The following is a 16,391-nucleotide window of genomic DNA, read 5'->3' as shown; positions in this document are numbered from 1 at the left end:
TGTATTGCTTTTTTTAGTATTTTAATGCAAAATAATAGGTATGGATAACGGTACGCATATTTCGATTAAAGACTGGAGCGAAGACGATCAACCTCGTGAAAAGTTATTGTACAAAGGTAAAAACGCCTTGAGTGATGCCGAATTGTTGGCCATTTTAATTGGTTCTGGCAGCCGTAATGAAAGCGCTGTTGATTTATGCAAACGCATACTGCAACAAAACAACAACCAGTTGCACCAATTAGCAAAGCAAAGCATTCAACAATTAATGCAGTTTAAAGGCATAGGAGAGGCTAAAGCCATTACCATTGTTGCTGCTTTAGAGCTGTCTAAACGCTTGCAGTTATCTGATGTAAAAGAGTTGACCAAAATAGGGTCTTCTGCTGATGTATGCAAATTAATGCAACCCATTATTGGCGATTTACCTCACGAAGAATTTTGGTGTTTATTGTTGAATAACAGCAATAAAGTTATTTACAAGTTTCAGTTAAGTAAAGGTGGTTTAACCCAAACAGTAGTTGATGTACGCATGCTGTTTAAAACCGCTTTAGAACATTTAGCAACTGCCCTTATTTTAGTACACAATCATCCATCGGGGCAACTGAGTCCAAGTACGGCCGATAAAGACATTACATTTAAAATACAAGAAGCCGGCAAAAGCTTAGATATAAAACTATTAGATCATTTAATTATTACCCAAACAAGTTATGTTAGTTTTGCCGATGAAGGTTTGGTGTAGTTAAAACAAAATAGCTTTTTTATTTGTTTGTAATTGTTTTTTTATACTTTTAATGCATTGTTACCCATGCAAATGATCCGTTTATTTTTCATAACAAGTCTTAGGCTAGATATCCATCATCAGCACTTTTGTTAAAGCTGTAAAGGTTTTGTTTGTGTCAAAGCCCGCACGCTTTATCGTTTTACTATCCATTTTTATATACCTTATACCATTATGTTGCACCAGCTTTTACCTTTTGGCCTTATTATGGTTTTTATTATAGTGTTGCTTAATATTTGGGCAACCAAACTTAAAATTGCCTATCCTATTTTATTGGTTTTGGCAGGCTTGGTTATTAGTTTTATACCTGGCTTGCCTGTTATTCATATCAATCCAGACATGATTTTCTTTATATTTTTACCACCCCTTTTGTATGAAGCATCGTGGACGGTTTCTTTTAAAGAAATGAAAAAGTGGTGGCGTATTATAGGTAGTTTTGCCTTTTTGGTTGTGTTTTTTACCGCCTTTTTAGTAGCCATTACCGCCAACCATTTCATACCTGGTTTTAGCATTGCTTTGGGTTTTGTTTTAGGAGGGATTGTTTCGCCGCCCGATGCCGTGAGTACAGGTGCCATTACCAAGTTTGTAAAAATTCCTAAGTCTACATCGGCTATATTAGAAGGAGAAAGTTTATTGAACGATGCTTCATCGTTAATTGTGTTTCGTTTTGCGTTAGTAGCTGTAGGCACAGGGCAATTTATTTGGCAAACCGCCGTAGTTGATTTTCTATGGATGCTTTTTGGTGGGGTAGGCATTGGGTTGTTGATAGCCTTTGTGTTTATGAGAATCCATAAAAAGTGGTCAACAGACCGTGTTTCCGATACCGCTTTAACTCTAATTGCACCGTACTTGATGTATTGGGCGGCAGAGCAAGTACATTGTTCTGGTGTTTTGGCAGTGGTGAGCGGTGGACTTTTACTATCATCTCAACGTTTGAATTTCTTAAGCAGTAGTAGTCGTATTACCGGTTTTAGTGTTTGGCAAAGTTTTGTTTTTATACTAAACGGTATTGTGTTTTTAATTATTGGGCTTGATTTACCTGTTATTGTAAACGGATTAAAAGCAGCAGGTATTCCCTTAGAAACCGCCATAGTATATGGTGCAATTGTTACTTTGGTTTTGGTACTAGCACGTATGATTAGTGCGTACTGTGCTTTTTTTGCAACACGTATTTTTAGACCCACCGTTGCACACAGTATGCAAATGAACAAAACCAGTTGGTTAACTCCGCTTGCGTTAGGGTGGACAGGCATGCGTGGTGTGGTTTCGTTAGCCGCTGCATTATCAATACCCTTACAATTAAACGGAGCCCCTTTTCCGCACAGGCATCTTATTTTGTTTATTACCTTTGAAGCCATTTTGTTAACCTTAGTAGTACAAGGCTTAACCTTGCCTTGGGTAATTTCTAAGTTTAAACCTTTTCAAGGATTGGCACAATTAGAGCATGATGAGCATGAAACGCGCATGCAAATAAAAAAAGGGTTAAAACAACATGTGTACGATCATGTAAAAAGCAAATACGAGAACGAGGATAAATGGAAAGGGCATGCAGGCATGGAACGTGTGTTGAAACATTGGGAAGTCCAAGCCAATACACAAGACATCCGTTGGATTGATGAAGATATTAAGTTGATGCTTTTAGAAATGTTTGAACTGCAACGCGCTTATTTGCACAACTTAAACAACGATCCTATGATTGATGAAGAAATTATTCGCATGCAAGTGTACCAGATTGATTTAGAAGAAGAGCGTATTAAGTACCTTTAAACAACAAGATACTTTAATAGGAATTGATAAAATAAGAAACAAACTATGAAAATAATAATAACAGGCACAACAGGTATGGTTGGCGAGGCGGTACTTTTAGAATGCCTACAAGATGCTAAAATAACACAGGTATTAAGTGTTTCTAGAAAACCATGTGGTATAACCCACCCTAAAATGAAGGAGCTTTTGGTACCCAATTTTACAGAAATAGCGGCATTTAAGGACGAACTTGTAGGTTTTGATGCTTGCTTTTTCTGCGCAGGTATTTCATCAGTAGGTATGAAAGAAGAGCAGTACCGCCACATAACATATGATACCACTTTGGCGTTTGCCAACACCCTAGTACAAATAAACCCCAATATGGTTTTTACTTATGTAAGTGGCGCTAGTACCGATAGTACTGAAAAAGGGCGTGTAATGTGGGCACGCGTTAAAGGTAAAACCGAAAACGATTTAATGAAACTACCTTTTAAAAGAGTCGTAAATTTTAGACCAGGTGCTATGCTGCCTTTTCCTAACCAGCAATACGCCAAAAAGCTATACAACGTAATTGCCAAAGCCTTGCATTTTATAATGCCTAAAAAAGTAATTGCATTAAGTGCTTTAGGACAAGCCATGATACATGCTGTAGAACGTGAAAACGTAAAGTCTATTTTAGAAATTGCCGATATCAATGCATTGGCTAAGTAAACATTAAACAACAAACACCCCTTTGTTTTTATTTGGAAACAAAGGGGTGTTTGTTATTACAGTAGCTGTATTGTATTAATGATCGGTAGGTTCCCAAAGTTCTATTTTGTTGCCATCGCAATCCATAATATGAACAAATTTACCGTATTCATACACCGCAATTTCGTCTACAATAGTTACACCTTCTTTCTTTAATTCGGCAACCAAAGCCTCTAAATCGGCAACGGTATAATTAATCATAAAAGGCTTTTCAGACGGTTCAAAATATGTAGTGTCTGCTTTAAACGGACTCCATTGAATAGATGATTTCTGTGCATCTTCAGCCGCAGGGTCGTATTCAAAACTACATCCCCATTGGTTTATAGGCAAATCTAAATGTTTTTTATACCACTCTTTTAATCGTTCCGGATCTTGCGATTTAAAAAACACGCCGCCAATTCCTGTTACTTTTTTCATTGTTTTATCGTTTTGTTTAACGTATTTATCTTGTTGTAAAAGCACTAGCTTCTCAATATTTTTTCCAATGTTTTGCCTTTAGCTAACTCATCAATCAGTTTGTCTAAATATCTGATTTTTTGCATCAACGGATCCTCAATATCCTCTACACGATACCCACAAATAACGCCTGTTATTTTAGCAGCATTTGGGTTTAATTGCGGTGCTTGGTTAAAGAAATCTTCAAAATTAGTAGCATCATTTAAAATGCGTTGCAAATGGGTACTGTTATAACCTGTAAGCCAAAATATAACCGTATGCAGTTCTGCAACTGTGCGCCCTTTTTTTTCTACTTTGGTTACATAATGTGGGTATACACTAGCAAAAGTCATTTTAAAAACACGTTCGTTGTTTTTGTTGTTCATCAATTGTAAATACTAAGTGGTTTTGCAACATTAAAAGTACATAATTATTTTAGTTTTGCTAAACAAGCAGGCAATTTATTAAGTTACTTTTAATGAAAAAGAGTTTAGATAGAAACAAATGGTTAAGCTGTGTAAAAAAGCTAAAACCATAACCAAATTAATTGTTGTTACACAAATCATTTTTTATATTTGGTATTCAATCTATCATATGCAAGCACAACCACAAAACGTTTTAGACAACCCAAATAACAATACCATTTTTATGGTGTGGCAGTTTCATGAAAGCAATGCACAAGTAGCAGCCGCTTTTAAAAAAGTATGCGCGCTAGTGCTTAATTTAAACCATTCTGCCAAAACACGTTTTCCAAATGCTAGGGCAAGTGTGGTTATGGGTATTAGTAAAAATGCTTGGACGCTTTTGCAACTTATGCAACCTTTACCTAAAGAGTTGGTGCATTTTGAACCTATTGTGGGCAAAAAACATACGGCAGTTGCTACCCCAGCCGATTTGCATTTTCACATTAGAAGCGATGCCTTTAGTTTTTGTTTGGATATGGCCACGCTTATAGCCGATTGCTTGCGTAATGTTGCTACTTGCTTAGATGAGGTACATGGTTTTAGATATTGGGACGGACGCAGTATTTTGGGGTTTGTAGATGGTACAGAAAACCCGCAAGGAGCTGAACGTGCCCATTTTGGATTAATTGGCAATGAAGATGCCGCCTACCAAAACGGTAGCTATTTATTTGTGCAAAAGTACATACACAATATGCAAGCATGGCGTGCCTTACCTATTGCAGAACAAGAAAAGGTTATTGGCCGAAGCAAGCAAGAGGATGTTGAAATGGCCGATGATGAAAAACCAAGCAATGCCCATAGTGCACTTGCAAATGTAGGCGATGATAAAAAAATTGTACGCGATAATATGCCCTTTGGCACTACTGCGCAAAACCAAATGGGTACGTATTTTATTGCCTATGCCAGTACTTTTAGTACAGTAAAAGAAATGCTTACTAGAATGTTTGTGGGTTACCCTGTAGGAAATTACGATCGTATTTTAGATTTTAGTACCGCAACTACAGGTACGTTGTTCTTTGTACCAACATTAGATATGTTGGATGCTTTTACCAATTAAGTTTTTTAGGTGTGTTCATACATTACTCATGCACTATCTATGCTTTATCTATGCCTTTACTATGCTTTATCTATGGAGTTGACCCGTCCTATGACCCGTCCTGACCCGTCCTAAAATAACTATACCTATTTTTAAATAAATCCTGTTATAGTTATACAGTTGCCTTTTATTTTTTGCCACAGATGCACAGATGTTTTTTTGAACTAAAGAATGATGATTTGCACAGATATTTAATCATTGATATATTCTGTATGTACAAATAGAATGCGTCAATTCGAGTGGTTTTTCGAAATGTAATGAAGAAAAATTGTATCGAGAATAGCATTTTATTCGATTTTTACTATTTAATCAATAAATCATCAATAGACTTTTAATCTAAAAACTTGATGACTTCTTCTTGTGTTAAACGAGTATAAGAACAGAAATCGGTAACTGATATGGGTTGATGTGCACTTTTATCATACACTTTTTTTATTTGATGAAGCATACGTAAACTTTGACGGTAGCTTTTTCCTGTAATACGCATAACATCTTTTGGGTAGATGCATATTCTTGTTTCTTTTGTTTTCATTTGTTGTTTTTTAATGCAACAAATATGTGTTTGTTTTTTGGGGTGTTTTCCCAAGGTGGGAAAAAATGGGAGTTCTTTTTGTGTTTAGTAGTGTTAAAGGAAGTAAATAGAAAATTTTGTTCATTTTGTCTTGATACAAAACGAACCAAAAGATCAAGACTCTATTTTTTCAACGGTCAAAATAAGTTTTCTTTCCTAAAAGAAATAAACTCGCTTTTCAAGCTCAGACAGCATTTCTTTTTACGGAAAGTGCAACTTTTTGACGCTCGCTGAAAAACTAATGTCGTTTTTTTGATTCTGCTTAATAGTTCAATTTGATTTTGATTGATAATGCTATTTATTTTCAATTGCACTTTTTTTTAGCTACTTGTGAGACACCGCATCAAGTGCGGTGTGACAGGGAATTCTGCTAAATAGGCTATTTGACTTTGATTGATAATGCTATTTTATTTTCAATGACACTTCTTTTTAGCTACTTGTGTGACTGCTACGCCAGTTCGCTTTGCTCGGGTCCGCATGGAGTGCGGTGTGACAGGAAATTCTGCTAAATAGGTTATTGATTTTTTAAGTGCTTTATAGCTTGTTGAAGGGTAAATGTTATCAATTTAATGATGTTGTTACCTTGGTTTTTATGCTTAATTGTGTTGGTTTTTGTCTAAAAATGCCATATGGTACGGGGTGTAAGTGTTTGTGTGTTATTGTTTTGCATATTTGTATCTCATTCTACTAGTTGCAACGGAACGAATGGTATTGTTTCACTTTTAAATTTTTACATTATGGCTGGACAAGACGGCATTTTTAAAATTAAAGGTACTCTGGGTGGGGTTACTTTTTACAAAACAAGAGATGGGTATAAGGTGCGCGAAAAGGGCGGAATTGATAAGAAGCGTATTGCTACCGATCCTGCTTTTAAACGAACGCGTGAAAACGGTAAGGAGTTTGGTACTGCGGGTGTATTTGGTAAGTATTTACGTACTGCTTTTAGACCGCTACTTAACAATACTTCTGACAGGCGTGTGGTAAGCAGATTGCTTAAAGAACTTATGGGTATTCTTAAAACCGATGTAGTAAATAAAAGGGGTGAACGCACGCCTTTAGCGGGTACGCTTGCGTTGTTGCGTGGTTTTGATTTTAATAGCAATGCGCCTATTAGCAACACGCTTTACATACCTTTTAATGCTACATTAGACAGAGCCAGTGGCACGGCTGAAATAAGTTTGCCTGATTTGGTGCCTTCGCAAATGATTAACGCACCTGCTGGTACTACTCATTTTAAAATAGTTGCTGGTGCTTCTGAGGTTGATTTTGAAGCTGGTAATTCATTAACCAGTTATGCTGCAACCGCAGAATATCCCGTGGTGCCTGCTGTGGTACTAAACACGCCTTTAACGGCGGGTAGCACGCAGCCTTTATTTCAGGTATTGGGTATTGAGTTTTACCAACAAATTAACAATGCTTTTTATCTGTTAAACAATGGTACCTACAATACCTTGGCTGTTGTAAATGTAGAAAAGGCGTAGTATGTTGGTATTAACCAGAACTTATTTGCCACATGCAACTCATGGTGTTTTAACCTTAAATGGAACTCATTTGGCTTATACCTTAGAGCTTGCTTGGCGTAATAATGCCCGAACCATATCTTGTATACCCGAAGGTATTTATACTTTACGTAAGCGGTATTCTGAAAAGTTCAGATGGCATTATGTGGTACTTAATGTGCCCAACCGATCTTATATTTTGTTGCATGCCGCTAATAATGCACAAAAAGAATTACAAGGGTGCATTGCACCTGTAACCCAGATTGTAGCCGAAGGAATAGGCACACAATCAAAACGCGCCTTACAGTTGGTTATGGAGCAATTAGCAACCTTAACCCAAAAAGGACTTTTACAATTACACATTACTTCAAATACTTTTTAATTATGAGCAAAAATTCAATTATAGCACGTGCTGCGGCACCAACCCCTAGTTTTTTTAAAACCTTACGTACTATAGGTTTAATAGTAACTGCTGTAGCAGGTACCCTTTTAACAGCACCTGTTAGTTTACCTTTGGCAGTGGTAAATATTGCAGGTTATTTAGCGGTAGCCGGTGGTGTATTATCGGCGGTATCGCAAATTACTGTTGATGACACTAAGCAAAAACCTACAGTTGATGCCTAACGAGAAAAGTTATTATATGGGTGGCGTAATGCTATCATGCGGATACAGTGTGTTGTATGCCCAAGCCATACAAACAATTGTATTAGCCGTATTAGGTACCTTGGTAAGCTACTTGGTTAGTAGGCTTATGAAACGATGGGACGAACGTAAAGAAAAGTAATTTTACGTATATAAAAGAACGAGTGGTGTAGTGCCACTCGTTTTTTCATTGTATTCCTAATCATGAAGTTTTTTTACTAAAAAAGTTCTTTTTGTTACTGAATCAGAAGTTACATTCAATGTTATATTCTTCTTTTCTTAAAGCTATGAAATGATTATTTCAAGAAAAGGCATAGTTTCTGATTCTGAAAAAATTAATCAAAAAATACACTAATAAAACTTTACAAGTTTTAGATAACTTAAAAATTCCTATAAATAGCAAAGAAGAGTTAAGAGAGTTTTAATTAAACTTAATGAACAGAATGGTAAAAAAGTTTTACCCATATATTTATTTATTACGCCATTCTTTAGCTTTCTTTTTATCTTTTTCTACACCAAGACCTTCTTCGTACATTTGGGCTATTTTTTCTTTTACTTTGTTTTTAAGTGCCTGATCAATTTCTTCGCCTTTAACCTCATACGATTTCACAAACCAAGTCATTGCCTCTGTAAGATCTTTTGGTGTGCCTAATCCTTCCTCGTACAACTGTGCTATCATTGCGGCAGATCTTTGACGAAATAATACATTTGATTCATAAGTTTGAACTTTTTGAAACCATTGCATAGCTTCTGGAAATTTTTTTAAATTGAAATAAGCTCCTCCTGTATAATACATTGCTGATACAACCTCATCGGTATTTATTTTATAAGCATAAATGGCATTTTGGTATTCTTTTAAACTAAAATAAATGTTTCCTAATTCTTCTGCACAATATATATTTTTCAAGTCAACTCCTTTTTTATACCAAACTATTGCTGTTGTTAAATCCTTTAGTCCTTTATGGTAAACCATACCAAGTTCATGAAACGCATTGGTTTTTTTTTCATCGGTTTTAATAGCTAGGTTTAACCATTTTATAGCTTCATTGTAGTTTATTTCGGCTCCATAACTACCCGTTCTATAAATATAACCTAACGTAATCATGTCTTCTACAATACCTTTTCTAGCTCCGTTTTCCAACCATTTTATAGCATCCGCACTATTTTTCTTACCATACCAATAATATTTACTGATTTCTTCCGCAGCATAAGCATCTCCTTTTTCAAATGCTTTTGTAAAATATTCAAATACTTTTTCTTCATTATAGGTAACACCTTGCTTATTTTCATATCTTAATGCCAAAGCACGATAAGCACGACCGTATTTTTTATCAACTCCTTTTTGAAACCATTCAATAGCCGTGGGATAATCGTATTTACGGAAATAATAATATCCTATATCTACCGTTGCTAAAACATTGCCTTTGTCATACGCTTTTAGATACCAATTATAGGCATCGTCTTCTTTCCTATCTTTTTCGGCTTTCTCTGCGTTTACGTATTCAGGCATTTTTTTCCAAGCAATTCTTTTTTTTCCAAAAGAAAGATTTTCTTCAATAGTATTGATTTCTCTCATTTTATCCATATCTATTTGGTTGGAAGACATTTTTTCTGAATGTTTTACATAAGATTGTACTTGGCGATCAAGTTCATCCGCCTTTTCATTCCATTCTTCATAATTTACAAATTTATCTAAGCATATTATTTTTAAATACCCAACTTTCGCTGTCCATTTATCTAATAATTTTTCGGCATTGGTTAAATGAGTGATTGCTTTTTCATATTCTTTATTCTGAAAAGCTGTTTCGGCATCTTCATATTCAATGCGTGCTTTTAGTTCGTTTTGTGAGAAGATGTTGTTTGTGCTAAAAAGCAAAAAACTTGCTATTAAAAGTACTTTATATAGTTTCATATTGTTTGATGTTTATTATTTACTTACAGTTCTGTTTCCTATGGCAAATTTATAACCGAATTGGAATTGGTAAAAGGCTTGGTCGTTTGCTCTACCTCTATAATTGTAGTTTATCAAACGTACAAAAATTGCTGAATTGGGATTTCCGTTAGGATGGTAAAATACTTCAGCTTCATTACGTAAAACAGGAATTTTATTGATAGGAAATCCCTCGCCATTATGATTTTCGTAGTCAAATTCAGAAAGTTCAATTTTATAATCAAAACCAAAATTATTGAAGCGTTTAGTGCTTAAATGTAATCCACCTCCGAAACCAAGAGATTTTATATCTTTAATATCCTTTTTATCTTCTGTACCGTTATTGATTTCTGCAATATTATAATTGATAAAACCGTATAAACTAAGTTTTACAGGTGAATTTTTGTGTTGCCATTTTAAAACATCTCCTTCAACCCCCATAGTTAGATATCTTTTTTCAATCAATCCTAACGATTCTAACCTTTCTAGGTTTTCTATTTTTGCATATCGACTAATATTCTCAAACCTCGAATAGTTAACATAAGGAGAAATAGTAGGTAAATACTCTATCTGCCCTAATGTTTTTTTACTCCCAAAAAAACTATAAGGGTAAGGGAAAAGATAAAAAGTGGCTTTTCCATCAATCTGAACCAGTCCATTTTCAGCCTCTCCAAAAAGAGCAAGAAAATCTGAGTAGGCTCTTAACTCTACTATTTTTTCCAATGAGGTTTTCTGTTGAATTTTGTATTTAACATTACTGTCTTTGTTGTCAATAGTATCGGCAGGAAGCTTTACATCTAGTTCTAATGGAATATAATGATTCCCTATGTCATAACTATATGAAAAGACATCCGTAAGTTTTATATAAAAATTATCAAGTTGTTTATCTTCATAAATTCCTGATCCGTCTTTTTTTTCTGAATGAGTATAATATAAGAATTTACGATTTCCATGACTTGTGAAAAATAAAATACTGATTCCTACTTGATTATTAAAAATATGAGTATTACCTTTTTCATCTTCTACATGAAGCACAATATCAGAAAAGTAACCATCGCAAATCTTTACATCAACTTTTTTGAATTTGAAACTGTTTGCGGTTCGCGTAAAGACTTTATTTTTATTTGATTCGTAAAAGAAAAACTTTGCTCCTTTTTGTGGAATAGTAATATCGCCAAAATAATGATCCTTTCCTTCTGTTGACAATACCTTTTTTATAACATCGACTTCTTTTCCTGATTTATCCTTCAATATCTCGTGGTCTATAGTTTCATTTTCACCAAAATAAGTAACAATTTTTGTTGGTACAGCAGTGTCTGTAATTGCTACAATATTTTTATTTGGCACAAAGATTTCTTTTATCTCTTCAATAGTTAAACCTTTAGTAGTATAATAAACTTTATAACTTTCATATTTTTTAATGATTTCTACAAGTTCATTATTCAATGTCTTGGTAGTTTGTTGTTGTGTTTGGATTTCGTTTAAAAATTGCGGAGCAGTATTAAGATTTACTTCTTTTACTAATTCTTCAAATTTTTTCTTTTCAACTTCATATACTGCCAATTTAGACGTATATTCTTTTTCAAGTTCCACAAAATCTTTATTAGCATTTCCTAACAATGTCTTTTTATCTTCATCAGAAATATTTTTCTCCTGCCCAAAAACCACCCCTGTTAGCAACAAAAATGGTACTATTAGTAATTTTGTTTTCATGATTTATAAGTTTTAAAAGTTTAATATATTTTTTTTCTTAATTATGTTATACTTATTTTAATATGCTGGTTCACCAACATTTAGGTCTCGTCGTAAAACGATTCTAAGTTTATTTGAAAATATCTTAAAATAGATATTATCTATACCTACACCTGGTACGTTGATTGAAATTGTGGCTGTTTCTTTATTGTAATTATAATATTGAGGAGCAAGATTCCTTTGGATGTCATAAAAAATCTCATTAGCACTATCTATGCTATTTCCAGACACTAACATATAAGCGAAATAGATAACTTTATTATCTTGAGCACTTATAAAAGCTGGACCATTTTTAGTACTCCAAGGATCCCCTGAGTATGTTTTGCTTTTCAGTTTCTTCACAAGTTTTTCATTTTCTGAAGATAAAGCAGCAAATTCAGATGTGGTTATATTAGGTTTGTAATTGTACTTTTTTGCAAAATTTAAAACATAAGCTTGGGCTTTTTTCAATTCTTCTGCTTCCTGTTTTTCTTTCATTTGTCTGTCCTGTTGTGCAAGACGAATCTGTTCTTCTTTTTGTTGTTTAACTTGGTTGTATTCGGCTAAAGTTTTTGGAAGGTATTTCATATTATTTGACAAATCATATATCTCCCTATACTTTTCTGTGTCTGTTGTATAGTTATCTAAATAGTGTTTAGTTAAGGCTCTTAAATCTTCCAATTCTTTGTATTCATAGCTATAATCTCGAAAAATTTTTGCTTTAGAGATAATCAATAAATAGCGTGTTTTGGAAGTAGGTTTTCCCAGCAATTTTTCTGCACTTTCTAAATGAGTAATTGCTTTGTTATAGTTTTGGCTTTGATAAGCTGTTTCGGCATCTTCAAACTCCATACGGGCTTTCATATCGTTGTTTTGTGCAAAGATGTTGGTACTAAAAAATATTAAGGTTAGTATCAAAAAAAGTTTATGTAGTTTCATATCTATTATGGTTTAGTTGTTATTTATCATAAAATAAATTTTCAGTAGCTTGTCATTCCGACGATAGGAGGAATCTCAATTTCGATGAGATTCTTCACTCCATTACATTTCGTTCAGAATGACAAAAAAAAGTTAATCCCAAAAGCTATCGCTTTTTTTGGTTTCGGTTTTTTTCTCTGTTTTGGTTTCTCCCCAAAAATCGTCTGTTTTTTGCGGTGTAGTGGTTTTGGTTTCTTGTTTGGTTTCTGTTTTAGTTTCATTACCCCAAAAATCGGTAGCGCCGTTTTCTGCTCCGTCCCATTTTTTTCCTTTTACGGTATAAGTACTTACACTTACTTCTGCTTGCGGCAACAGCTCTACAAAAACGCTTCGTTCTTTTTCTGCCAAGGCTTTTGTGGTAAAATAACCCACTAAAGTTACTTTGCCGCCTGCTGCTTTTTCAGATTCAGAAATTACTTTGTCTTTAAATGCCCACGTACCGTCTTTGAATTTTGCATACGGAAACACATTACTCACTTTTGCAGTTGTTTTCCCGTCGTACCAATAGGTAAAAAAATACAGTTCATCTAAATTAATGTTGTGTCTAGACAGTGGCACACCACCTTCGGGATACTGCTTAAAAATATCGTTTCGTAGATTCGCTATTTTTTGCTTTCTTTCCGTTTCAATACGGGTACGTTCTGCATCGCGTTCTTTTCGTAGTTTTTCCTGTGCTTCTTTGCGTTCTTTTTCGGCTTTGGCATTACCAATAATGTTGGCAACGCTGGTAGCAAGCTCGCCAACCGCTTGGTCTGCACCTGTAGAATTACCCCACAAATATTCCTGTGTGTTGGCATTTTGTTGCATTCTGGCATCGCTTAAATCTTGTGCGTATTGGTTAATAGCATTGGCTTGATTGTAAAAAGCATTTTGCAAATCTTCTACATTATCAAACCGTTGGTTAAACGACGAATTATCTGAAATTCCTTGTTCGGCTCTACTTCGGGCTTCGTTGGCATAAAAACTATTTGCCATAACAGCATCTCTGCGATCTTGTTCTTGTTTTTGCTTTTCCATTGTATTAAAAAAACGATTTTCCTGCTCGGCATAACGGTCTCTTGATTCTTGTAGCTTTTTATCGGCTGCAATTTGTTCTTTTGATTTTTGAGGAGTTTGTGAAGGACTATCGTTCCAAAAATCATCTGAAGTAGGTTTATTAGAAGAAGTAGTGGTGGTAGTTTGTGTTTTTTGCTCTGAATTAGTGTTAGAATTTCCCGATGAAGTACTAATAGCGGCATCTGTTTTTTTACCCGATGAATTATTATTCGCGTTAGCATTTTTGGGTGGATTCAAAATTTCGGTTATCTTTTTACGGCAGGCATCAGAAATGTCAAGGTTCGAAATAAAACATTCTTTAAGCTCTTTAAATGTTGCTCTGCTTCCTAAAACTATTGTTGATGAGTCTCCAATATATTGCAATAAACCAGCTTGTGTAGTTAAAAGTGTTCCATTGTCCTCATACGTGTACATAACTTGTACGTGAGCCGATTTAAGAGGGTTACAACTAATTCCTAATTGCGAAGAGGTGTAATGTTTTCCATTTAGCAAGTAACCTTTGGCATCGGGTTCTACTTTTAATAATTTAACTTCAAATCGTTTAATCTGGTCTCCTTTATTAATTTCTGTTATTCCTAATGTTACATTATACGAATAACCATAGCCTATTTTTGATGCATCTACATAAAAATTGACTGTTTGTGAATAGGTATGTTTATATAAAAAAAGAAACAATAATATAATGGTAGTATGTATATATGTTTTCATATTAAAATATTTTTAAATGTTAATGCTTTTAACAAAATTATATTTATTACATTTAATAAAAAATAGCTATGTGTAGCTATTCTTATAACAATTTGTTACAGTATCATTAATAATGTATCGCTATGGATTGGGGGAATTTACTTAAAAAAGGAATGGAGGTGTTTTCTCAAGAAAGCAATGCAAATGATGATGTGAATTTTAAGATGAATAAGCCTATTGATCCTTTTCCATCGTATTATTTTATTTTTAATTGTGAAAGTGCCGAAATTGATTATATAAGCCCAGAATTAAAGAATGTTTTAGGATATGAAGCCAATGAATATTCTATTGGTCTTTTATTAGATTATATTCATCCTAATGATCAACCTATATTTATTCGGCACGAAACCAAAGCATTAGAATTTTGTAAGCAATTAAGTGCTGATTTGCAAGAAAAGTATTGCGTTATGCACAATTTTAGACTGAAAACAAAAGCAGGTGATTTTATTTGGATTCAGCAACAATCTTATGCCTGCGAAGTTAAAGACCGCGTTTTAAAAAAAACAATGGTTATTCATTCAAACATCAATAATTTTAAATCATACCATAAACATGAATTACATTTTATAGGTTTAAATGGACATCCTTCGTATTACAATATTCAGGATTCTTTTACGCTGTATACAAAAAGAGAACACGAAATTTTAAGCTTAATGGTGCAAGGTTTAACAAGCGAAGCTATTGCAAAAAAATTACAGCGAAGCATACATACGATTAGAAATCATAGAAAAACAATTCTTGAAAAATCGAAATGTGAAAACGTACAAGAGCTTTTGGTAAAAGCGATTCGAGAAAGTTGGGTTTAGACAATTAATGTTGTTTTTTATATAAAACAAGTTTTGGTATGAGTGAAAAAATAAATAAACTACGCGATATTTGGGATAGCATACCCAATTCTGTAACAGAACAAATAGATTTATCTCAAAAAGAACTTATCAACCAATATATGGACGTTTTTCATTTTGGTGAATATTTTTATGTAATTTTTAATACTCGTACCGCGGAAATGGAATATGTAAGCCCAAATGTTGAAAATATATTGGGTTATACACCTAAAGATTTTTATTTACAGGTGGTGATGGATAATATACACTCTGAAGATTTGCCTTACTATTACCATTATGAGCAAAGTGCGGTACGCTTTTTTTCGGCACTGGCTCCCGAATTGTTTTTTAAATATAAGTTCGCCTACGACTATCGTTTGAAAACCAAAGAGGGGTCTTATAAAAGGGTACAACAACAGATTGTGCCAATTTATTATTTTCCAGAGGGGGGCGTAAGAACTTTAGGTATTTTTACCGATTTAACACATCTTAATATTACAGGTATACCTAAGCTTTCTTTTATTGGTATGCAAGGAGCCCCTTCTTATTATAATGTACATTTGAAAGATGATTTTTTAAAAATACCTACGTTATTTTCAAAAAGAGAATTGGAGATTTTATCTTTAATGGTGCAAGGCTTTACAAGTGAAATTATTAGTTTGAAATTAGAAAGAAGTATTCATACCATAAGAAATCACCGTAAACATATTTTAGAAAAATCGGGCTGTGAAAATGTTCAGGAGCTTTTAGTAAAAGCGGTACGTGAGGGGTGGGTTTAAATAGAGGGTAAAACGCTACAACTTTATACCTTTCTTCTTTTTCACCTAATTAGCAAACTGTTCTTTCTTGTTCAGCCAATTTTAGGATTTCATTTTTGTCTTTACTTAATGCAAGCCTTGTGAATAATGCCGAATTATACTGTCTGTTGAACTCTCTTAAACTCCAATTGTTTTTCAAAATCTCCGTTTCGTAAAATTTTCTCTCTAAATTATCTTCCATTCTCATTAACTTGATATTGTGCGACCAACTTAATTTGAATTCGTCAGACAGTGTCTGCCCTTTTTCAGAAATAACAAATTTTGAAGAATGCTTTTTGAATTTTTTTGTTTTTTATGTAGATAAAGATCAATTGCTTACATCTATTGAA

The 16,391-nt window shown here is 34.0% G+C and carries 17 protein-coding genes and 1 pseudogene; 10 read left to right on the top strand and 8 right to left on the bottom strand.

Annotated features, from left to right (window positions below; translation table 11 throughout):
* Nucleotides 1-40: 40 nt before the first annotated feature.
* From radC to H1R17_RS01630, 3 genes are all read left to right on the top strand, one after another.
* Nucleotides 41-736, top strand: a complete 696-nt coding sequence (gene radC, locus H1R17_RS01640; RefSeq protein ID WP_163431773.1) for a DNA repair protein RadC — start codon at nt 41-43, stop codon at nt 734-736.
* A 246-nt stretch (nt 737-982) separates the two neighbouring features.
* Nucleotides 983-2,542: a Na+/H+ antiporter gene (locus H1R17_RS01635; RefSeq protein ID WP_240453340.1), complete on the top strand. Its 1,560-nt coding sequence runs from the start codon at nt 983-985 to the stop codon at nt 2,540-2,542.
* Between the two features lie 45 nt (nt 2,543-2,587).
* The gene (locus tag H1R17_RS01630; protein WP_163431774.1) at nt 2,588-3,232 is read left to right on the top strand and encodes an NAD-dependent epimerase/dehydratase family protein; all 645 of its coding nucleotides are present in this window, start codon (nt 2,588-2,590) and stop codon (nt 3,230-3,232) included.
* Between the two features lie 75 nt (nt 3,233-3,307).
* Here H1R17_RS01630 and H1R17_RS01625 read toward each other — a convergent pair whose 3' ends face one another.
* Complete coding sequence (locus H1R17_RS01625; protein ID WP_163431775.1) at nt 3,308-3,688, bottom strand: VOC family protein; 381 nt, start codon at nt 3,686-3,688, stop codon at nt 3,308-3,310.
* Between the two features lie 44 nt (nt 3,689-3,732).
* Nucleotides 3,733-4,092: a DUF2200 domain-containing protein gene (locus H1R17_RS01620; protein WP_163431776.1), complete on the bottom strand. Its 360-nt coding sequence runs from the start codon at nt 4,090-4,092 to the stop codon at nt 3,733-3,735.
* 208 nt (nt 4,093-4,300) lie between these two features.
* Here H1R17_RS01620 and H1R17_RS01615 point away from each other — a divergent pair, with 208 nt between their 5' ends.
* On the top strand, nt 4,301-5,227 hold the full coding sequence (locus H1R17_RS01615; RefSeq protein ID WP_163431936.1) for a Dyp-type peroxidase: 927 nt from the start codon (nt 4,301-4,303) through the stop codon (nt 5,225-5,227).
* A 370-nt stretch (nt 5,228-5,597) separates the two neighbouring features.
* Here H1R17_RS01615 and H1R17_RS01610 read toward each other — a convergent pair whose 3' ends face one another.
* On the bottom strand, nt 5,598-5,798 hold the full coding sequence (locus H1R17_RS01610; protein WP_163431777.1) for a hypothetical protein: 201 nt from the start codon (nt 5,796-5,798) through the stop codon (nt 5,598-5,600).
* A gap of 776 nt (nt 5,799-6,574) precedes the next feature.
* On the opposite strand from H1R17_RS01610, the gene H1R17_RS01605 reads away from it, so the two are divergent.
* Genes H1R17_RS01605 through H1R17_RS01590 form a run of 4 tightly spaced genes read left to right on the top strand, consistent with a single transcriptional unit; the run spans nt 6,575 to nt 8,120 of the window.
* Entirely contained in the window at nt 6,575-7,318 is a 744-nt protein-coding gene (locus H1R17_RS01605) for a hypothetical protein (RefSeq protein ID WP_163431778.1), read from the top strand.
* 1 nt (nt 7,319) lies between these two features.
* Nucleotides 7,320-7,718, top strand: coding sequence for a DUF5675 family protein (locus tag H1R17_RS01600; protein WP_163431779.1), 399 nt, complete (start codon nt 7,320-7,322; stop codon nt 7,716-7,718).
* Nucleotides 7,719-7,720: 2 nt separating this feature from the next.
* Nucleotides 7,721-7,960, top strand: a complete 240-nt coding sequence (locus H1R17_RS01595; protein WP_163431780.1) for a hypothetical protein — start codon at nt 7,721-7,723, stop codon at nt 7,958-7,960.
* Nucleotides 7,953-8,120 carry a hypothetical protein gene (locus H1R17_RS01590; RefSeq protein ID WP_163431781.1) on the top strand — a complete coding sequence of 56 codons (168 nt, stop codon included), beginning with the start codon at nt 7,953-7,955 and terminating at the stop codon, nt 8,118-8,120. Before H1R17_RS01595 ends, H1R17_RS01590 begins: the two co-directional genes overlap by 8 nt.
* 327 nt (nt 8,121-8,447) lie before the next feature.
* Here the strand turns inward: H1R17_RS01590 and H1R17_RS01585 are convergent, their stop codons facing one another.
* The 4 genes from H1R17_RS01585 to H1R17_RS01570 form a co-directional block, all read right to left on the bottom strand.
* A complete protein-coding gene (locus H1R17_RS01585; RefSeq protein WP_163431937.1) occupies nt 8,448-9,890 on the bottom strand; it encodes a tetratricopeptide repeat protein in 1,443 nt (480 codons plus the stop codon).
* 15 nt (nt 9,891-9,905) lie between these two features.
* Nucleotides 9,906-11,621, bottom strand: coding sequence for a hypothetical protein (locus H1R17_RS01580; RefSeq protein WP_163431782.1), 1,716 nt, complete (start codon nt 11,619-11,621; stop codon nt 9,906-9,908).
* Nucleotides 11,622-11,678: 57 nt separating this feature from the next.
* Entirely contained in the window at nt 11,679-12,578 is a 900-nt protein-coding gene (locus tag H1R17_RS01575; RefSeq protein WP_163431783.1) for a hypothetical protein, read from the bottom strand.
* Between the two features lie 132 nt (nt 12,579-12,710).
* Nucleotides 12,711-14,381 (bottom strand): ATP synthase F0 subunit B, encoded by a 1,671-nt coding sequence (locus H1R17_RS01570; protein WP_163431784.1) that lies wholly within the window; start codon nt 14,379-14,381, stop codon nt 12,711-12,713.
* A gap of 122 nt (nt 14,382-14,503) precedes the next feature.
* On the opposite strand from H1R17_RS01570, the gene H1R17_RS01565 reads away from it, so the two are divergent.
* Both H1R17_RS01565 and H1R17_RS01560 read left to right on the top strand, forming a co-directional pair.
* On the top strand, nt 14,504-15,226 hold the full coding sequence (locus H1R17_RS01565) for a LuxR C-terminal-related transcriptional regulator (RefSeq protein ID WP_163431785.1): 723 nt from the start codon (nt 14,504-14,506) through the stop codon (nt 15,224-15,226).
* 38 nt (nt 15,227-15,264) lie between these two features.
* Nucleotides 15,265-16,023 carry a PAS domain-containing protein gene (locus H1R17_RS01560; RefSeq protein WP_163431786.1) on the top strand — a complete coding sequence of 253 codons (759 nt, stop codon included), beginning with the start codon at nt 15,265-15,267 and terminating at the stop codon, nt 16,021-16,023.
* A 49-nt stretch (nt 16,024-16,072) separates the two neighbouring features.
* On the opposite strand, the pseudogene H1R17_RS01555 reads toward H1R17_RS01560, so the two are convergent.
* Nucleotides 16,073-16,336: pseudogene (locus tag H1R17_RS01555) on the bottom strand (DUF1016 N-terminal domain-containing protein); the annotation flags it as partial.
* Nucleotides 16,337-16,391: the final 55 nt, after the last annotated feature.

The organism is Flavobacterium sp. xlx-214, from assembly GCF_013874595.1.
Lineage (GTDB): Bacteria > Bacteroidota > Bacteroidia > Flavobacteriales > Flavobacteriaceae > Flavobacterium.
The sequence above is the reverse complement of the archived record's forward strand: the minus strand, read 5'-3'. Positions and strand labels throughout refer to the sequence as shown.